The 15359-nt window shown below is 72.9% G+C and carries 20 protein-coding genes; 6 read left to right on the top strand and 14 right to left on the bottom strand.

What is annotated here, in order from left to right; translation table 11 throughout:
* The first annotated feature begins 245 nt into the window (after positions 1-245).
* Positions 246-2054: a thiamine pyrophosphate-requiring protein gene (locus F8R89_RS28950; protein ID WP_151786697.1), complete on the top strand. Its 1809-nt coding sequence runs from the start codon at positions 246-248 to the stop codon at positions 2052-2054.
* Positions 2055-2076: 22 nt separating this feature from the next.
* On the opposite strand, the gene F8R89_RS36345 is transcribed toward F8R89_RS28950, so the two are convergent.
* Positions 2077-2232 (bottom strand): hypothetical protein, encoded by a 156-nt coding sequence (locus F8R89_RS36345; RefSeq protein WP_192806263.1) that lies wholly within the window; start codon positions 2230-2232, stop codon positions 2077-2079.
* Between the two features lie 146 nt (positions 2233-2378).
* Here F8R89_RS36345 and F8R89_RS28945 point away from each other — a divergent pair, with 146 nt between their 5' ends.
* Both F8R89_RS28945 and F8R89_RS28940 read left to right on the top strand, forming a co-directional pair.
* The gene (locus tag F8R89_RS28945) at positions 2379-2771 is read left to right on the top strand and encodes a DUF2795 domain-containing protein (protein ID WP_151786696.1); all 393 of its coding nucleotides are present in this window, start codon (positions 2379-2381) and stop codon (positions 2769-2771) included.
* Positions 2772-2972: 201 nt separating this feature from the next.
* Positions 2973-3524, top strand: coding sequence for a type 1 glutamine amidotransferase domain-containing protein (locus F8R89_RS28940; protein WP_151786695.1), 552 nt, complete (start codon positions 2973-2975; stop codon positions 3522-3524).
* A 63-nt stretch (positions 3525-3587) separates the two neighbouring features.
* Here F8R89_RS28940 and F8R89_RS28935 read toward each other — a convergent pair whose 3' ends face one another.
* A complete protein-coding gene (locus F8R89_RS28935; protein ID WP_151786694.1) occupies positions 3588-3884 on the bottom strand; it encodes a DUF6158 family protein in 297 nt (98 codons plus the stop codon).
* 59 nt (positions 3885-3943) lie between these two features.
* On the opposite strand from F8R89_RS28935, the gene F8R89_RS28930 reads away from it, so the two are divergent.
* Positions 3944-5059: a Vms1/Ankzf1 family peptidyl-tRNA hydrolase gene (locus F8R89_RS28930; protein WP_151786693.1), complete on the top strand. Its 1116-nt coding sequence runs from the start codon at positions 3944-3946 to the stop codon at positions 5057-5059.
* 69 nt (positions 5060-5128) lie between these two features.
* On the opposite strand, the gene F8R89_RS28925 is transcribed toward F8R89_RS28930, so the two are convergent.
* Positions 5129-6748: an ABC-F family ATP-binding cassette domain-containing protein gene (locus tag F8R89_RS28925; protein WP_151786692.1), complete on the bottom strand. Its 1620-nt coding sequence runs from the start codon at positions 6746-6748 to the stop codon at positions 5129-5131.
* 69 nt (positions 6749-6817) lie between these two features.
* On the bottom strand, positions 6818-7474 hold the full coding sequence (locus F8R89_RS28920) for a histidine phosphatase family protein (protein ID WP_151786691.1): 657 nt from the start codon (positions 7472-7474) through the stop codon (positions 6818-6820).
* A 72-nt stretch (positions 7475-7546) separates the two neighbouring features.
* Between F8R89_RS28920 and F8R89_RS28915 the strand changes: the two genes are divergently transcribed.
* Entirely contained in the window at positions 7547-9040 is a 1494-nt protein-coding gene (locus F8R89_RS28915) for a bifunctional phosphatase PAP2/diacylglycerol kinase family protein (protein ID WP_151786690.1), read from the top strand.
* Between the two features lie 135 nt (positions 9041-9175).
* Positions 9176-10009, top strand: a complete 834-nt coding sequence (locus tag F8R89_RS28910) for a class I SAM-dependent methyltransferase (RefSeq protein ID WP_151786689.1) — start codon at positions 9176-9178, stop codon at positions 10007-10009.
* 35 nt (positions 10010-10044) lie between these two features.
* Here F8R89_RS28910 and F8R89_RS28905 read toward each other — a convergent pair whose 3' ends face one another.
* The 10 genes from F8R89_RS28905 to F8R89_RS28860 are packed head-to-tail and all read right to left on the bottom strand — an operon-like array spanning position 10045 to position 15323.
* Positions 10045-10329 carry a gas vesicle protein K gene (locus tag F8R89_RS28905; RefSeq protein WP_062667130.1) on the bottom strand — a complete coding sequence of 95 codons (285 nt, stop codon included), beginning with the start codon at positions 10327-10329 and terminating at the stop codon, positions 10045-10047.
* Positions 10326-10514 (bottom strand): gas vesicle protein, encoded by a 189-nt coding sequence (locus F8R89_RS28900; protein WP_062667128.1) that lies wholly within the window; start codon positions 10512-10514, stop codon positions 10326-10328. The genes F8R89_RS28905 and F8R89_RS28900 overlap by 4 nt, the downstream gene beginning before the upstream one ends.
* Entirely contained in the window at positions 10511-11302 is a 792-nt protein-coding gene (locus tag F8R89_RS28895; RefSeq protein WP_151786688.1) for a GvpL/GvpF family gas vesicle protein, read from the bottom strand. Before F8R89_RS28895 ends, F8R89_RS28900 begins: the two co-directional genes overlap by 4 nt.
* Positions 11299-11628, bottom strand: a complete 330-nt coding sequence (locus tag F8R89_RS28890) for a gas vesicle protein (RefSeq protein WP_115505629.1) — start codon at positions 11626-11628, stop codon at positions 11299-11301. The genes F8R89_RS28895 and F8R89_RS28890 overlap by 4 nt, the downstream gene beginning before the upstream one ends.
* On the bottom strand, positions 11625-12830 hold the full coding sequence (locus F8R89_RS28885) for an SRPBCC family protein (RefSeq protein ID WP_151786687.1): 1206 nt from the start codon (positions 12828-12830) through the stop codon (positions 11625-11627). The genes F8R89_RS28890 and F8R89_RS28885 overlap by 4 nt, the downstream gene beginning before the upstream one ends.
* Positions 12827-13468: a DNA primase gene (locus tag F8R89_RS28880; protein ID WP_192806399.1), complete on the bottom strand. Its 642-nt coding sequence runs from the start codon at positions 13466-13468 to the stop codon at positions 12827-12829. The genes F8R89_RS28885 and F8R89_RS28880 overlap by 4 nt, the downstream gene beginning before the upstream one ends.
* Positions 13468-13728: a gas vesicle protein GvpG gene (locus F8R89_RS28875; RefSeq protein WP_151786685.1), complete on the bottom strand. Its 261-nt coding sequence runs from the start codon at positions 13726-13728 to the stop codon at positions 13468-13470. The genes F8R89_RS28880 and F8R89_RS28875 overlap by 1 nt, the downstream gene beginning before the upstream one ends.
* A gap of 3 nt (positions 13729-13731) precedes the next feature.
* Positions 13732-14517, bottom strand: coding sequence for a GvpL/GvpF family gas vesicle protein (locus F8R89_RS28870; RefSeq protein ID WP_151786684.1), 786 nt, complete (start codon positions 14515-14517; stop codon positions 13732-13734).
* Positions 14514-14942 carry a gas vesicle structural protein GvpA gene (locus tag F8R89_RS28865; protein WP_151786683.1) on the bottom strand — a complete coding sequence of 143 codons (429 nt, stop codon included), beginning with the start codon at positions 14940-14942 and terminating at the stop codon, positions 14514-14516. The genes F8R89_RS28870 and F8R89_RS28865 overlap by 4 nt, the downstream gene beginning before the upstream one ends.
* A gap of 54 nt (positions 14943-14996) precedes the next feature.
* Complete coding sequence (locus F8R89_RS28860) at positions 14997-15323, bottom strand: gas vesicle protein (RefSeq protein WP_151786682.1); 327 nt, start codon at positions 15321-15323, stop codon at positions 14997-14999.
* Between the last annotated feature and the right edge of the window lie 36 nt (positions 15324-15359).

Raw genomic sequence — 15359 nt, 5'->3', positions numbered from 1 at the left:
GCCTGGCAACTCCCTCGGTCAGGTGCTCGGATGGGACGGTCACCGCGGGAGAACGCCGAGCGCTCCGGTCTGGGGCACACCCGTCCGGGACGCACCGGTCCCGCGGACGTGCCTCCTGTCCGAAGCACTGTTCGTCCGCCTGCCCTCCATCGGGGTGCCCAAACTCCCGGCGCAGGTTTTCCGCCCGGGTCCGGGGTCACCCGTAGCGGAGCCGCGTCGTCCCCGGAGTCCCCTGGAGGTCCCGCATGAGCACCACCGTCGCCGACCACATCCTCGAGCGTCTGCGTGCCTGGGGGGTGGAGCATGTCTTCGGCTATCCCGGCGACGGCATCAACGGCCTGCTCGCCGCCTGGGGCCGCGCCGAGAACCGGCCGCGGTTCGTGCAGTCCCGGCACGAGGAGATGTCCGCGTTCCAGGCGGTCGGCTACGCCAAGTTCAGCGGCCGGGTCGGTGTCTGCGCGGCGACGTCCGGGCCGGGCGCGATCCATCTCCTGAACGGCCTGTACGACGCCAAGCTGGACCATGTGCCGGTCGTGGCCATCGTCGGCCAGACGCACCGCACCGCGATGGGCGGGTCGTACCAGCAGGAGGTCGATCTGCACACGCTGTTCAAGGACGTCGCCTCGGACTTCGTGGAGACGGTGACGGTCCCGGAGCAGTTGCCGAACGTCCTGGACCGGGCGATCCGCACGGCGTACGCGCGCCGCGCCCCCACCGCGATCATCATCCCCGGGGACGTCCAGGAGCTCGAATACTCCGCTCCCACGCACGCGTTCAAGATGGTGCCGTCCAGCCTGGAGTCCGGTTCCTGGACGACCGTCCCCTCCGAGGACTCCGTCCGGCAGGCGGCCGAGATCCTCAACTCCGGTGACAAGGTGGCCATCCTGGTCGGCCAGGGCGCGGCGGGCGCGCGGGCCGAGGTGGAGCGGATGGCGGAGCTGCTGGGCGCCGGCGTCGCGAAGGCGCTGCTCGGCAAGGACGTCCTGAGCGACGAACTGCCGTACGTCACCGGCTCGATCGGCCTGCTGGGCACGCGTCCGTCGTACGAGCTGATGCGGGACTGCGACACGCTGCTGACGATCGGTTCGTCCTTCCCGTACTCGCAGTTCCTGCCGGAGTTCGGCAAGGCGCGGGGCGTGCAGATCGACATCGACCCGCACATGGTCGGGATGCGTTACCCGTACGAGGTGAACCTGATCGGTGACGCGAAGGCCACGCTGGAGCGGCTGATCCCGCTGATCCGGTCGGAGGAGCGCGGCCGCGAGTGGTTCGAGACGGTGTGCGACAACGTGACGCGCTGGCACGAGGTGATGGAGCGGCGGGCCGCGCTGTCGGCCGACCCGGTCAACCCGGAGTACGTCACCCGCGCGCTGGACCCGCTGCTGCCCGCCGACGCGATCGTCACCTCGGACTCGGGTTCGACGTCCAACTGGTACGCCCGGCACCTGACGTTCCGGCCGGGGATGCGGGGTTCGCTGTCGGGGACGCTGGCGACGATGGGCTGCGGGGTGCCGTACGCGATCGGCGCCAAGTTCGCCCACCCCGACCGCCCGGCGATCGCGCTCGTCGGGGACGGGGCGATGCAGATGAACGGGCTCTCGGAGCTGATCACGGCCGCGAAGTACCGGGACCTGTGGGAGGACCCGCGGCTGGTGGTGGCCGTCTACAACAACCGGGACCTGAACCAGGTGACCTGGGAGATGCGCGCGATGGGCGGCGCCCCGTCCTTCCTGCCGTCCCAGGAACTGCCCGACGTGCGGTACGCCGACTTCGCGCGCTCCCTCGGTCTGACGGGCGTCCGCGTGGAGAAGCCCGAGGACGTCGAGCCGGCCTGGCGTGCCGCGCTGGCCGCGGACGGCCCCGCGGTCGTGGAGTTCGTGACGGACCCGGCCGTACCGCCGATCCCGCCGCACGCCACGTGGGAGCAGATGGAGGCGACGGCGTCGGCGATCCTCAAGGGCGACGCGGACCGCGGCGCGATGGTGAAGCAGGGCTTCAAGGCGAAGCTGCAGGAGTTCCTGCCGGGGCGGGAACGCGAGGACAAGGGCGACTGACGCCCGCGACGGCCGGTCCCGGTCAGTCCCCGGGGGTGGCCGCCCGTTCCGTGACCAGGCCCCGGGCCTCCGACGGGAGGGGTTCGGGGTCCTCCGGCAGGAGCAGGTCCTCGTAGCGTCCGAGCGCCAGCATCACGCAGAGCATCAGGATCGGCAGCAGCACGGCGAGCAGTGCCATGACAGGGTCCTTCCCCAGAACGTCGCGCGGGGGGTGACTCGGGGGGTGAGACGTCCGAGTCACCCCGGTTCCGGTCCGCAAACCCCTGTGTCGGCCTCCGGCGGACGGGTACGCGGTGCGCAGCCCCGAAGGATGTGGAGGGAGTCATGCAGCGAGGCAGCGACCGGCTGAGCGTTCACCGTGACGACGAGATGAAGCACGAACTACAGGGGTTGCTGCGGTCCGGGCACCCCACCCGGGCCGAGGAGTGGCACGACCCGGAACCGTCCGCCGAGGACGATCCGCTGGTCGCGGGCGGCCCGGTGACCCCGGGGTCCTCGGCGGCGTCCCTGGAGACCGTCCGGCTGGAGCTGGCGCGGATCCTCGGCCGGCATTCCTTCCCGGCCGGCCCGCGGGAGCTGGCGGGCGAGCTGCGGCGCTCCCACGCGCCGGACGCCCTGGCCGACCCCGTGGAACGCCTGCCGCGCTCCGAGCGGTACGCCAACGTGCAGCAACTGGCCGAGGCGCTGACGGGCGGCGGACGCGGCGGGGGACGTTAGGGCGTGTCCGCAGGCCGGCGCTGAGATCCCGCGCCGCCGGCCGCCCGTGCCGCGGCCCGGGTGGCCCGGGCACGTGTGCGCACCGCGTCCGCGTCCGGTGGCCGTGGGACCGCACGACCGCGCCCCCGCGCAGCGCTCGCCCGCCGGCATCGGCAGAGCCGCCCCGAACGAGTGAACGACATTCGAGAACGTGGAGACATCATGCGGATCGCATTTCTCACGGCCCCCGAGGGCGTCGAGCAGGTCGAGCTGACCGAACCCTGGCAGGCCGCGAAGGACGCCGGTCATGAGCCGGTGCTCGTGTCGACCGAGTCCGGCGAGGTCCAGGCCTTCAACCATCTCGACAAGGCGGACACGTTCCCCGTGCAGGAGGTCGTCGGGGACACGTCGGCCGGTGACTTCGGCGGGCTCGTCCTGCCCGGCGGGGTCGCCAACCCGGACTTCCTGCGGATGGACGAGAAGGCCGTCGCCTTCGTCAAGGACTTCTTCGACCGGGGCCTGCCGGTCGCCGCGATCTGTCACGCCCCGTGGACGCTGGTGGAGGCGGACGTCGTACGCGGCCGCGTCCTGACGTCGTGGCCGAGCCTGAAGACGGACATCCGCAACGCGGGCGGGACCTGGGTCGACGAGCAGGTGCAGGTCTGCGACCACGCGCCGAGCAAGCTGGTCACCAGCCGGAAGCCGGACGACCTGAAGGCGTTCTGCCAGACGTACCTCGAGGTGTTCGCCACCGAGGCGAAGCAGGCCGCCTAGATGTAGTGACCTGCGGACGCGCCGGGCCGGGACCACACGTCCTGGCCCGGCGCGTCCGTGTGCTCAGCCGCTCCCGGCGGCGCCGGACGCCTCCGGCGAGCCGCTGGCGGCGTCCCGGTCACGGGCGCCCTCACGGGTCCGGCCGGCCGCCACGAGACGGCCGGGATTGCGGCGCAGGTACTCGCCCTCCAGCTGTGCCATGCGTTCGTTGTGGGCCCGCAGCGCGTCGTTCGAGCCGTACAGCAGCGTGTCGTGGCGCGTCCGGTGGATGTTCTCCAGCTCCTTCATGAGCTGCTGATCGTCCAGCCGGCCGGGGTCGACTCCGGTCATCGTGGTGCCCCGCTCGTCGTGTTCAACCATGCCGTCCGGGTACCCGCCCGCAGAGCACACAGCCCCCGAGAGGCGCACGGGAGACAGTCATGGACCTCGCCTTTCTGCATCCACTGTACGAAGCCCCCGGCCCCTGGGCCTCCGTGTACGTCGGCACGTCCCGGCATACGGAGGACACGCCGCACGAACGCCGGCTGACGGCACAGGCCCTGGCCGCCGAGCTGGAGGAGCAGGGCTGCGACCCCCCGACCTGCGCGGCCGTACGCGGTGCGCTGGAGGCGCTGGAGCACTCGTCGGAGCCGAACGGCCGGGCGATCTTCGCCCACGCGGGTGAGGTGGTGCTGCAGCCGTCGCTGGCCCGGCCGCCGCGGCGCGACAGCGCCCACTGGGCGCCGCTGCCGCACACCGCTCCCCTGCTGGAGCTGGCCGGCGAGGACCCGGTCTGCGTGGTCGCCTACGTCGACCGCAAGGGCGCGGACTTCGAGCTGCGGGACGCCCTGGGCGGACGGGACGCCGGCTCGGTGACGGGCCGCGAGCACCCCATCCACCGGACCGCGTCGTCCGACTGGTCCGAGCGGCACTTCCAGCTGAAGGTGGAGAACACCTGGGAGCACAACGCGGCCGAGGTCGCCGACGCGCTCTTCGTCTGCCAGGAGGAGACCGGCGCCGACCTGGTGATCCTCGTAGGGGACGACCGGGAGCGGCGGGCCGTGCACGAGCGGATGCCGCAGCGGCTGCGGGACGCGGTCGTCGAGGCCCCGCACGGCTCCGGCAGCCGGCTGCTCGGGGAGGACGTGGCGCGGATCCGCGAGGAGCACGTTCGCGGCCGGGCGGACACCGAGATGGACCGCTTCCTGGCGGCCCGCACCCCGGACGGCGAGGGCCGCGCCGGGGCGGTGGAAGGCGTGCCCGCGCTGGTCGAGGCCGCCCGCGAGCACCGGATCGACGAACTGCTGATCCGTCCGGACGGGCCGGACGGGCACCGCGAGGTGTGGATCGGCGAGGACCCCGACCAGGTGGCGGTGCGCCGCACGGAGCTGAGGATCCTCGGCGAGCAGAACTCCTGGCCGGCCCGCGCCGACGACGCGCTAATCCGTTCCGCGGTCGCCACGGGCGCCGCCGCCGTGTCGGTCGCGCCGGCCGACGGCGCGGCGCGGGAGGAGGCCCCGGCGGGCGGGCTCGGCGCCCTGCTCCGCTGGGCCTGAGACCTCCAGGCGGGCCCGCTCCGGGGGGCGACCTCGGGCAGCGAACCCGCTCCCCCAGGCCGCCCTCGGCTAGCGGACCCGCTCCACGCGGCGCTCGTCCCAGACCGGTTCCGGTGTCTCGCGGACGCGTCCGTCGCTGCCGAAGACCAGGTAGCGGTCGAAGGAGCGGGCGAACCAGCGGTCATGGGTGACCGCCAGCACGGTGCCCTCGAACGCCTCCAGCCCCTCCTGGAGCGCCTCGGCGGACTCCAGGTCGAGGTTGTCGGTGGGCTCGTCGAGCAGCAGGGCCGTGACTCCCTCCAGCTCCAGCAGCAGGATCTGGAAGCGGGCCTGCTGGCCGCCGGAGAGCCGGTCGAAGGTCTGCTCGGCCTGCTGGGTCAGCTCGTAGCGGCGCAGCCGGGACATGGCGGCGCCCCGGTCCTGGGCGTGCTCCTTCCACAGGATGTCGAGCAGGGTGCGGCCCATCAGCTCGGGGTGGGCGTGGGTCTGGGCGAAGTGCCCGGGGACCACGCGCGCGCCGAGCTTCCAGCTTCCGGTGTGGGCGACCCCCTCCCCCGCCAGCAGGCGCAGGAAGTGGGACTTGCCGGAGCCGTTCGAGCCGAGGACGGCGACGCGTTCGCCGTAGAACACCTCCAGCGAGAACGGCTTCATCAGGCCGGTCAGTTCCAGGTTCTCGCAGGTGACGGCACGGACACCGGTGCGGCCGCCCTTGAGGCGCATCCGGATGTCCTGTTCGCGGGGCGGCTCGGGCGGCGGTCCGGCCTCCTCGAACTTGCGCAGCCGGGTCTGCGCGGCCCGGTAGCGGGACGCCATGTCGGGGCTGTTCTCGGCGGCCTGACGGAGGGTCAGCACCAGCTTCTTCAGCTGGGCGTGCTTCTCGTCCCAGCGTTTGCGCAGCTCCTCGAAGCGGGCGAAGCGCCGGCGGCGGGCCTCGTGGTAGGTCGCGAAGCCGCCGCCGTGCACCCAGGCGTCCGCGCCGGCCGGGGAGGGCTCCACCGAGACGATCTTCTCGGCGGCGCGGGCGAGCAGTTCACGGTCGTGGGAGACGAACAGGACCGTCTTGCGGGTCTCCTTCAGCCGCTCCTCCAGCCAGCGCTTGCCGGGCACGTCGAGGTAGTTGTCCGGCTCGTCCAGCAGCAGGACCTCGTCGGTGCCGCGCAGCAGCGCCTCCAGCACGAGTCGCTTCTGCTCACCGCCGGACAGGGTCCGCACCTGCCGCCACTGCGCCTTCTCGTACGGCACGCCGAGCGCGGCCATGGTGCACATGTCCCACAGGGTCTCGGCCTCGTAGCCGCGGGCCTCCGCCCAGTCCGACAGCGCCTGGGCGTACCGGAGCTGTGCGGCCTCGTCGTCGACCGTCATGATCGCGTGCTCGGCCGCGTCGACGGCCCGCGCGGCCTCCCGGATCCGGGGCGGCGCCACCGAGACCAGCAGGTCGCGTACGGTCGTCTCGTCGCGTACGGAGCCGACGAACTGGCGCATCACGCCGAGCCCGCCGCTCACGGTGACGGTGCCCCCGTGCGGTTTCAGCTCGCCGGAGATCAGCCGGAGCAGGGTGGTCTTGCCGGCGCCGTTCGGCCCGACCAGCGCCACGGCGGCGCCCTCTCCCACCCGGAACGAGACGTCGCCGAGCAGCGTCCTCCCGTCGGGGAGGTGGTACTCGAGGTGCGCGGCTTCCAGATGTCCCATGAGGCCGCATTCTGCGGGGCGGCCGGGAGCGCGGGCAAACGCTTATCGCGTGGTCCGGCGCCGGGACCCCTACGGCTCCTCGTCGACGGGATGTGCCGTGGGCCCGCCCTCGCCGGCCGGGGCCACGACCGCGCCCGCCCAGGACAGCGCCTTCCAGCCCTCGTCGGGGGCGCCCTCGAGGATCACGACGCCGGTGTTCCGCAGCGGGTGGGCCGCGGCGAAGGCGACGTCGACGTTGGCGGCGCGGGCCGCGATCCACATGCGGATGGCGGCGCCGTGGCTGACCATGGCGACCGTGCCGGCCCCGCTCTCCGCGGCCTCGGCGATCACCGCGTCGTAGCGTCCGAGCGCCTCGTCGCCGCTCTCGCCGCCCGGCATCCGCAGGGACGTCTCCCCGGCGGCCCACGCGAACACGGTCCGCATGTACGGCTCGGCCTCCTCGGAGTGCCCGTCCAGCAGCTCCAGGTCGCCGGCGGACACCTCGCGGATGCCGTCGCGCACCCGGACCTCCAGGCCCCGGGCGGCGGCGAGCGGCGCGGCGGTGGCCTGGGTGCGGATCAGGGTGGAGGCGTAGACCGCCTCGATGTCCTCGCCGGCCAGCGCGTCGGGCAGGGCGGCCGCCTGCTGTTCGCCGAGCGCCGTCAGCGACGCGCCCGGGGGTGCCGTGTCGAGGAGGAAGTCCACGTTGGCGGTGGTCTGGCCGTGGCGGACGAGCAGCAGGCGCATGGACGGGTTCCTTCGTGTGTCGCTCCGCGTGGGCCGGACAGCCTGGGGCCGGTTCAGGGTACCCAGGGCTGTATGAAGCCAGACGTCGACCTCACCGTCCCCCTGCCCGGCCGGCACGCGCTGCGCGACCGGTTCCTCGCGCTCGACTCCCGGCTGTTCGAGTTCGCGGCCGAGCGGAACTGGCCGTTCGCCGAGCCCGTCCTGCCGAGACTGAGCCGGAGCGCCAACCACGGGGTGCTGTGGTTCGCGGCGGCCGCCGCCCTCGCCGCCTCCCGTTCGCCCCGGGGCCGCCGGGCCGCGGCGCGCGGACTCGCCTCGCTGGGACTGGCGTCGCTGACCATCAACACGCTCGGCAAGCGGTCGGTGCGCCGGCCCAGGCCGAAGCTGGACGCGGTGCCGCGGGTGCGGCGGCTGAAGCGGCAGCCGATCACCACGTCGTTCCCGTCGGGCCACGCGGCGTCGGCGGCGGCGTTCGCGACGGGGGTCGCCCTGGAGTCGCCGAAGTGGGGTCTGGCCGTGGCGCCGGTGGCCTGGTCGGTGGCGTTGTCCCGGGTCTACACGGGCGTGCACTTCCCGAGCGACGTGCTGGTGGGCGCGGCGTTCGGGGCGGGCGCCGCGTTCGCCGTACGGGGGCTGGTGCCGGCCCGTGAGCCGCGCGTCCCGCCGGCCCGGCCGCGCGCGGACGTGCCCGCGCTGGTGGAGGGGGACGGCCTGGTGATGGTCGTCAACAAGGGCTCGGGCACCCCGGACCGGGCGCGCGCGCTGCTGGACCTGCTGCCGCGCGCCGAGGTCGTGGAGTGCGAACCGCGCGACCTGGGCGCCGAGTTGGAGCGGGCCGCCGGGCACGCCCGGGTGCTCGGGGTGTGCGGGGGCGACGGGTCGGTGAACGCGGCGGCCGAGGTGGCGCTGCGGCACGGACTGCCGCTGGCGGTGCTGCCCGGCGGCACCCTGAACCACTTCGCGCTGGACCTGGGCGTGGAGGACGAGGCCGATCTGGGCCGGGCCGTGCTGCGCGGCGAGGCGGTGCGGGTGGACGTGGGACGGTTCCGGACGCCGGGGCGGCAGGGGGTGTTCCTCAACACGTGCAGCCTGGGCGTGTACCCGGAACTGGTGCGGGAGCGGGACCGGTTCGCGCCCGCGGTCGGCGACTGGCCCGCCGGGGTGCTCGCGGCGGCCCGTGTGCTGCGCCGGGACCGGCACCCGCTGCGGGCGCGGGCGGCGGGCGGTGCTCACCCGCTGTGGCTGCTGTTCGCCGGGAACGGCACGTACCACCGGGTGGGCCTCGCGCCGGCGCGCCGCGTGGACCTGGCCGACGGCGTCCTCGATGTCCGGGTCGTGCACGGCGGACGCCGTCCGGCGCTGCGGCTGCTCGCCGCCGCCGTCGCCGGCCCGCTGAGCCGCTCCCCGGTCCACGCGGCCGTCCAGGTCGGCCGGCTGCGGCTGTCCGGTCTGGAGCCGGGCACGCTGCTGGCGTACGACGGTGAAGTCACCGAGGTGGAGGGCGAGCTGACGCTGGAGAAGCTGCCGGAGGCGCTGACGGTGTACCGCCCGCTGCCGGGATCCTGAACCCCCTCCGCCGATCACCCCTCGTCCCGCATGGTGATACATGGATATCACCATGCGGGACGACGGCGTACGGTGACGCGTACCGACCGGCGCGGCGGTGCGCCGCCCCGGTACGCCGACACGAGGGGACCAGCCATGCCCGAGAGCCCGTCACGGACGCGGGAGACCGCCGTCTACACCCATGGACATCACGAGTCCGTCCTGCGCTCGCACACCTGGCGCACGGCCGCCAACTCGGCGGCCTATCTGCTCGGGCACCTGAAGCCGCACATGCGGATCCTGGACATCGGCTGCGGCCCGGGCACGATCACCGCCGACCTGGCGGCCCTGGTCCCGGACGGGCAGGTCACCGGGGTCGACCGGGAGCCGGGCGTCCTGGAGCAGGCGCGCGCCACCGCCGCCGAACGGGGCCTGCAGAACGTGGAGTTCGCGGTCGGGGACGTGCACGCCCTGGACTTCCCGGACGACACGTTCTGCGTGGTCCACGCGCACCAGGTGCTCCAGCACGTGGGCGACCCGGTGGCGGCCCTGCGCGAGATGCGGCGGGTCACCCGGCCGAACGGCCTCATCGCGGTACGGGACTCCGACTACGCGGCGATGACCTGGTACCCGGCGTCCGCCGGCATGGACGCCTGGCTGGACCTGTACCGCAGGGTCGCCCGCGCCAACGGCGGCGAGCCCGACGCCGGGCGCCGGCTGAAGGCCTGGGCGCGGACCGCCGGGCTCACGGACGTCACCTGCACGTCGGGCACGTGGACGTTCGCCACGCCCGAGGAGCGGGCCTGGTGGAGCGGGCTGTGGGCGGACCGCACGGTGGCCTCCGCCTACGCGGACCGCGCCACCGGGGGCGGCCACGCGACGGCGGACGAGCTGCGGGAGGTCGCGGAGGCCTGGCGGGAGTGGGGGCGTCAGGAGGACGGCTGGTTCAGCGTCCTGCACGGGGAGATCCTGTGCCGGAAGGACGCCTGAGGTCCGCCTGAGCCTGCGGGAACCCCCGGAACGGCTCACTCCCGGGGCAGCAGGGGCCCCAGCGGCCCGAGGTCCAGGTTGAGGTCCTCGGGCCGCAGTCCGTAGCGGTCCCGCAGCTCGGCCATGCGGTCCTCCAGGAGCATCAGCGTCAGGCCGATGCGCTCCTCCTGCTCCTCGCTGAGGCCGCCCTCGTCGAAGCGGCGCACCGCCTGCCGTTCCATGAGCTGGCGCAGCAACTCCACGACGGTCAGCACGAGTTTGACCAGGTCGCGTTCGACGGTGTCGGGTTCGAGGTCGAGCCGGTTGCGTCGTTCGGTCATGGCGAGTCCCCCCAGGGCGACGGGACCTGCTCGTTGACGGAGCTGATCAGCGCGTTCAGGTCGATGCGGACGAGGTCGACGTCGGCGATGCGCAGCGTGATGTCCCCCTTGACGACGACACCGCCGGCGAGCAGCCGGTCGAGCAGGTCCACGAGGGCGATCTCCCGCCGTTCGACGACGGTCACGACTGCACCCCCGGATCCTCGGAGAACTCCCCGGCGAAGGAGTAGGCCGCCCAGGGCCCGGTGAGTTCGACCCGGATGCCGGGCACGTCGTCCTTCTCCCGGTCCACCAGCTCCACGAACTCCTCCGAGGCGGCGCGGGTCACCAGATAGGCGGCGTTGAGCACGTTCTGGCCGCTGGCGCCGGACAGCGCCGCGTTCTGCGGGGCGTGCATCCGGGAGTCCTCGGCGAACGCCGAGAGCGTCGCGTGCAGCCGGTCGGAGAACTCCGAGGCCCTCTGCCACACGTCGTCGTGCGCGCGGGTCTGGTCGCGGCGGCGGCGCAGATAGTCGCGCCCCGACACGGGCTTCGCGGCGGGCCGGCCGGCCTCGGTGTCGTCGGCGGACTCGGGCGGCTTCTCGACGTACACCTTCACGCCCCACTCCACCCGGCCCGACAGCCGGTCCAGGACCCGTCGCAGCTCCTCCTCGCGGGCCTCGATCATGCTGCGGACGCCGCTGTCGTCCCGGAAGACGGTCGCCAGGCGCAGCGGCAGCGGGCTGGTGACGGCCGTGAGGGCGTCGATGACCTGCTGGTGCGCGCGGGCGGTCGCCGTGAGCCAGTCGAGGTCCTCCAGGTTGGCGCGCAGCGCCTCCTCGGTGAACTCGTGCTCGGGCACGGTGCTGACGACGGCGACCAGCCCGTGGTGGGTGAGCCGCTTCGGCGGAGCCCCCGAGACCCCCGACAGCTGGCGCTGCAGGGGGGACTCGTAGGGGTGGCAGACGGCGTACACATAGCGCAGACCGCTCATGGGGCCTCCTCCCGCTGGGGCCTGGCCGGCTCCAGCTGGGCCAGTCGCTCACGCAACTCGGCGTTCTCACGGGCGAGTTCGTTGTGCCGGGCGCGGGAGGACAACGCGGGGTCGTCCTCCCACCAGTCGATGCCCATCTCCTTGGCCTTGTCGACGGAGGCGACGATCAGCCGCAGCTTGATCGTGAGCAGCTCGATGTCGAGCAGGTTGATCCGGATGTCGCCCGCGATCACCACACCCTTGTCGAGCACCCGCTCGAGGATGTCCGCGAGGTTGGCTCCGCCGCCCTGGCCGTACGGGTCGGGGAGCCGGCTCGGCGTGGTCATCGCCGGCTCCTGCCGGCCGCGGGCTCTTCCTCGTCCTCGAACTCTTCCTCGTCCTCCGGCTCGGCCTCCTCGTCGTACTCGGCCTCCGGCTCCTCCTCGTCCTCGTAGCCGTCCTTGGGCTCGTCCTCGTCCTCGTAGGCGTCCTCGGGCTCGTCGTCGTCCTCGGGAGCCTCGTCGTCCTCGGGCTGGTCCTCGTACTCGGCCTCCGGCTCCTCCTCGTCGGCCGGCTCGCCGTCCTCGGAGTCCTCGGAGTCCTCGTCGTACGCCTCGGGCTCGTCGCCCTCGCCCTCGGACTCGTCGCGGGCCTCGTCGTCCTCGCGCTCCTGCTCCTCCTCCTCGACCGCGTCCTCATGGCTGCGGACGACCTCGCCGTCGCGGATCTCACCGCGCCAGCCGTCCTCCGCCTCACCCTTGAGGGTGATGAAGCGGACGTAGTTCTTCAGGTCGAGCCGGACCCGGCGGCCCTGGGCGCGCCAGATGTTGCCGGTCTTCTCGAAGAACCCGGAGGGGTAGTACTCGATCACCAGCAGGACGCGGGTGAGGTTCTCGCCGAGCTCGTGGAAGGAGACGACGCCCCGGGTGGTGCCCTTGGCGCCCTCCGAGCTCCAGGAGATCTTCTGGTCCGGCACCTGCTCGGTGGTCTGCGCCTTCCAGCTGCGGCTGGACCACCAGATCTTCGCCTGCCAGTCGGAGGTGGTGTCGTCGGCGCGGTTCGCGCTCTTGACGCCCTTCGCGAAGGTGCTGAAGTCCTGGTACTGGGTCCACTGGTCGTAGGCGGTCCGCAGCGGCACACCGACGTCGACGTACTCGATGATGACGGTGGGCTTGTTGCCGGCCTTCTTGCCCTTGCCCTTGCCGCCCTTGCTGCCGAGGTTCTTGAACGCGCCGACCACGCTGTCCTTGGCGCGGCCCGCGCCGAGCTCCAGCGCGCTGCGGACGGGGCCCTTGCCCTCGGCGAGCTTCTTGCCGCCGTCCAGGGCCAGTTTGGCGAAGCCGGGGCTGTTGCCCTCGGCGATGTCGTTGAGCTTGCCGGTGGCCTCGCCGAGCTTGCGGCCGGTGCCGGCGAGCAGGCGCTGGGCCTGGGCGGCGAGGTAGTCCTGCACCTCGCTCTTGAGCCGGTCGGCGGCCTCGCTGTGCGCGAGGTCGGACAGCGGCTGCTTCTTCGCCGCCCCGCCGGCCGCGGAGCCGAGTGTCTCGGTCATGCTCCGTCACCACCCTGGGACCGTCGCGAGCCGCCCGTCGCCCTGCGGGACGCGGACCGCGCGGAGCCGGTCTTCTTCGCCGCCGTCTTCTTCGCGGGGGCGGTCTTCTTGGCCGCCGTCTTCTTGGCGGGGGCCTTCTTCGCCGTCTTCTTCGCCGGGGCCTTCTTCGCCGCCTTCCCGGCCGGGGCCCGCTCCTCGCGGTCCCCGCCGCCGGAGTCCTCGGCGTCGTCGGCGTCGTCGTCGGCGCGCGGCTCGTCGTCCTCGGGCGCCTCGTCCTCGTCCTCGTCGTAGGCGTCCTCGTCACGCGCGTCGTCGGACCCGCCGCCCGCCAGCTGTTCGCGCACCTCTGCGGTCCGGCCGTGCAGCCGGTCGGCGAGCGCCGCGATCTGCCGCTCGACGAGAGCCCCTGAGGCGGCCTTGCCGACCCCGCTCAGATCCTGCCGCAGCTGGTCGCCGAGCTCCTTGAACTGCGGATTGCCCGCCAGTTGCGTGGTGACCAGCTCGGCCAGCGCCTTCGGCGTGAGGTTCAGCTTCTTGCCGGCGACGAGACCGCCCACCGCCAAGGCCATCTTGGCCTTCTTCGTCCGTCCTAGGACGTATCCGGCCCCTATCGCGAGGCCCAGTCCAACTCGGTTCATCATGCCGTCCTGTCACCGTTCCCGTAGCCTGCGCGCATTCCCGTGTCGAGCCGGTCGAGCAGCTCGTCCTCGCGGCGGTCGAACTCCTCCTCGTCGATCTCGCCGGCGGTCAACTGCTCCTCCAGCCGCGCCAGTTCGGCGCGCACGGCACTGGGGTCGTAGTAGAGGCGCTCGGCCTCCTCCAGCACCTTCTTGATGACCCAGCCGCTGCCGCGCGCCGGGGCGAACGGCAGCAGCAGGATCTCTCCGAGCAGTCCCATGACTCACTCCCTGGCGACCTCGCCGGCCGCGCCGCTGCCGGCGGTCTCCGCGAGACCGGAGTCGCCCGGACCCGGCTCGACGAAGCTGTACGGCGGCAGCGGGCCGTTGAGCCGCACCTCGAGGTGCGGATGGCCCTTGCGCAGCTGCTCCACGGCGGCCAGGAACGCGTCCGCCTCGTCGCGGGCGACCAGGAACGACACGTTGGCGAGCCAGCCCGAGGAGTCGGCGCCCACGCTGACGTCGGCGGCGGCCGGCTCCAGCGTGTGCCGGACGTCGGTGGCGTCCTGGGCCTCCTGCGCCTTGACGGCCGCGGCGACCATCTCGCCGAGCCGCAGCCGGTCGTCGTAACTTCCGCCGCCCGCCTTCCGGTTGGCCTCCGTCATGGCCCGCAGCTCGGGGTTCTCCGACAGGACGCGGTGCAGGACCGCGTCCTCCACGTGGTTGGCCTTGACGTTGTACTCGTCCTTGCCCTCCAGGGCCGCCAGCCGCTCCGCGTAGTGGTCGGCGCGGTCGGCGAGCACGGACAGGACCGTGTCGTCGTCGGGCGAGACGCTGCCGAACCGCATCGGCAGCACACACCCCGCGGCGCCCGCCTCGGCGAGCACGTTGGAGTGCGCGAGCAGCTCCCGGCGCTTGGGACGCAGCCCCTCCGGGGCGTCGCTGACGAGGGCGGCGATACGGCCCTGCGTCAGGACGCGCACGGGGCGCGCCGGGTCGCCGACACCGCCCATGTCCTCGGGGAGGGCGGGGTGCGAGCTCGCGGTGATGCCGTAGACGTACGTGCTCACTCCTGCTCCTCCTTCCGGCGCGAGGAGGCCGTGGACTTGCGCGTGCGCCGCGGGCGCTCCTCGTCGCTGTCCTCCCGCGCCTGCTTGAAGGCGTCGGAGATGGTCTCGGCGGCTCCGGAGAGCGCGCCCTTGGACTTGCCCCGCGCGCCGGACTCGGTGACCTCACCGACGATCTCCGGCAGTCCGGGGCTCTTGTTCGGGCCCGACTCCAGGTCGAGCCGGTTGCACGCCTCGGCGAAGCGCAGGTACGTGTCGACGCTGGCCACGACGACACGCACGTCGATCTTCAGGATCTCGATGCCGACCAGGGATACCCGGATGAACGCGTCGATGACGAGTCCCCTGTCCAGAACAAGCTCAAGTACGTCATAGAGGCCGCTGCTGCCGCCTCCGCCGCCGGTCTGCTGTGCCGGGACAACGGTCATGCGGAACGTTCCTCCTTGTCTCGGGGACGGTGTGCCGGGTGTGGGGGCGCGGGCCTAGCGGCCGCGCCGGGCGTCGGAACGCCCCCGCTCGTACCGGCCCAGACGCCGGTATCCGGTGAGCTGCCCCTCGGAGTCCAGTTCGACCTGGTAGCTCGCCATGAGGCTCATCGTGTCGGGGACGCGGGACAGTTCCAGGACCTCGACCTCGAGGGTCCAGCCGTCCTCCGTGCGATCGAAGGACGTCACGGTCTCCGCTTCCATGCCGGTGAGCTCGGCGAGCTGGGCCCGCGCCTCGCGCAGGATCTCCATAGGGGTCGGTCCCTTGCCGGTCCCGTCCGTCTGTCGTCTGGATGACTTGGATGTGTTCTGTGAATCATTCATGGGCGCCTCCTACGCCGTGTGGCCCGGAAAGCGCCC

The organism is Streptomyces sp. SS1-1 (genome assembly GCF_008973465.1).
In the GTDB taxonomy this organism is placed as follows: domain Bacteria; phylum Actinomycetota; class Actinomycetes; order Streptomycetales; family Streptomycetaceae; genus Streptomyces.
Note: the sequence above shows the minus strand (reverse complement) of the source record. Positions and strands in the feature narration are given on the sequence as shown.

Bases quoted from the DNA above. Each gene is read 5' to 3' on its own strand.
- F8R89_RS28950 (WP_151786697.1), top strand. From the start codon at position 246: ATGAGCACCACCGTCGCCGACCACATCCTCGAGCGTCTGCGTGCCTGG.
- F8R89_RS36345 (WP_192806263.1), bottom strand. From the start codon at position 2,232: ATGGCACTGCTCGCCGTGCTGCTGCCGATCCTGATGCTCTGCGTGATG.
- F8R89_RS28945 (WP_151786696.1), top strand. From the start codon at position 2,379: ATGCAGCGAGGCAGCGACCGGCTGAGCGTTCACCGTGACGACGAGATG.
- F8R89_RS28940 (WP_151786695.1), top strand. From the start codon at position 2,973: ATGCGGATCGCATTTCTCACGGCCCCCGAGGGCGTCGAGCAGGTCGAG.
- F8R89_RS28935 (WP_151786694.1), bottom strand. From the start codon at position 3,884: ATGGTTGAACACGACGAGCGGGGCACCACGATGACCGGAGTCGACCCC.
- F8R89_RS28930 (WP_151786693.1), top strand. From the start codon at position 3,944: ATGGACCTCGCCTTTCTGCATCCACTGTACGAAGCCCCCGGCCCCTGG.
- F8R89_RS28925 (WP_151786692.1), bottom strand. From the start codon at position 6,748: ATGGGACATCTGGAAGCCGCGCACCTCGAGTACCACCTCCCCGACGGG.
- F8R89_RS28920 (WP_151786691.1), bottom strand. From the start codon at position 7,474: ATGCGCCTGCTGCTCGTCCGCCACGGCCAGACCACCGCCAACGTGGAC.
- F8R89_RS28915 (WP_151786690.1), top strand. From the start codon at position 7,547: ATGAAGCCAGACGTCGACCTCACCGTCCCCCTGCCCGGCCGGCACGCG.
- F8R89_RS28910 (WP_151786689.1), top strand. From the start codon at position 9,176: ATGCCCGAGAGCCCGTCACGGACGCGGGAGACCGCCGTCTACACCCAT.
- F8R89_RS28905 (WP_062667130.1), bottom strand. From the start codon at position 10,329: ATGACCGAACGACGCAACCGGCTCGACCTCGAACCCGACACCGTCGAA.
- F8R89_RS28895 (WP_151786688.1), bottom strand. From the start codon at position 11,302: ATGAGCGGTCTGCGCTATGTGTACGCCGTCTGCCACCCCTACGAGTCC.
- F8R89_RS28890 (WP_115505629.1), bottom strand. From the start codon at position 11,628: ATGACCACGCCGAGCCGGCTCCCCGACCCGTACGGCCAGGGCGGCGGA.
- F8R89_RS28885 (WP_151786687.1), bottom strand. From the start codon at position 12,830: ATGACCGAGACACTCGGCTCCGCGGCCGGCGGGGCGGCGAAGAAGCAG.
- F8R89_RS28880 (WP_192806399.1), bottom strand. From the start codon at position 13,468: ATGAACCGAGTTGGACTGGGCCTCGCGATAGGGGCCGGATACGTCCTA.
- F8R89_RS28875 (WP_151786685.1), bottom strand. From the start codon at position 13,728: ATGGGACTGCTCGGAGAGATCCTGCTGCTGCCGTTCGCCCCGGCGCGC.
- F8R89_RS28865 (WP_151786683.1), bottom strand. From the start codon at position 14,942: ATGACCGTTGTCCCGGCACAGCAGACCGGCGGCGGAGGCGGCAGCAGC.
- F8R89_RS28860 (WP_151786682.1), bottom strand. From the start codon at position 15,323: ATGAATGATTCACAGAACACATCCAAGTCATCCAGACGACAGACGGAC.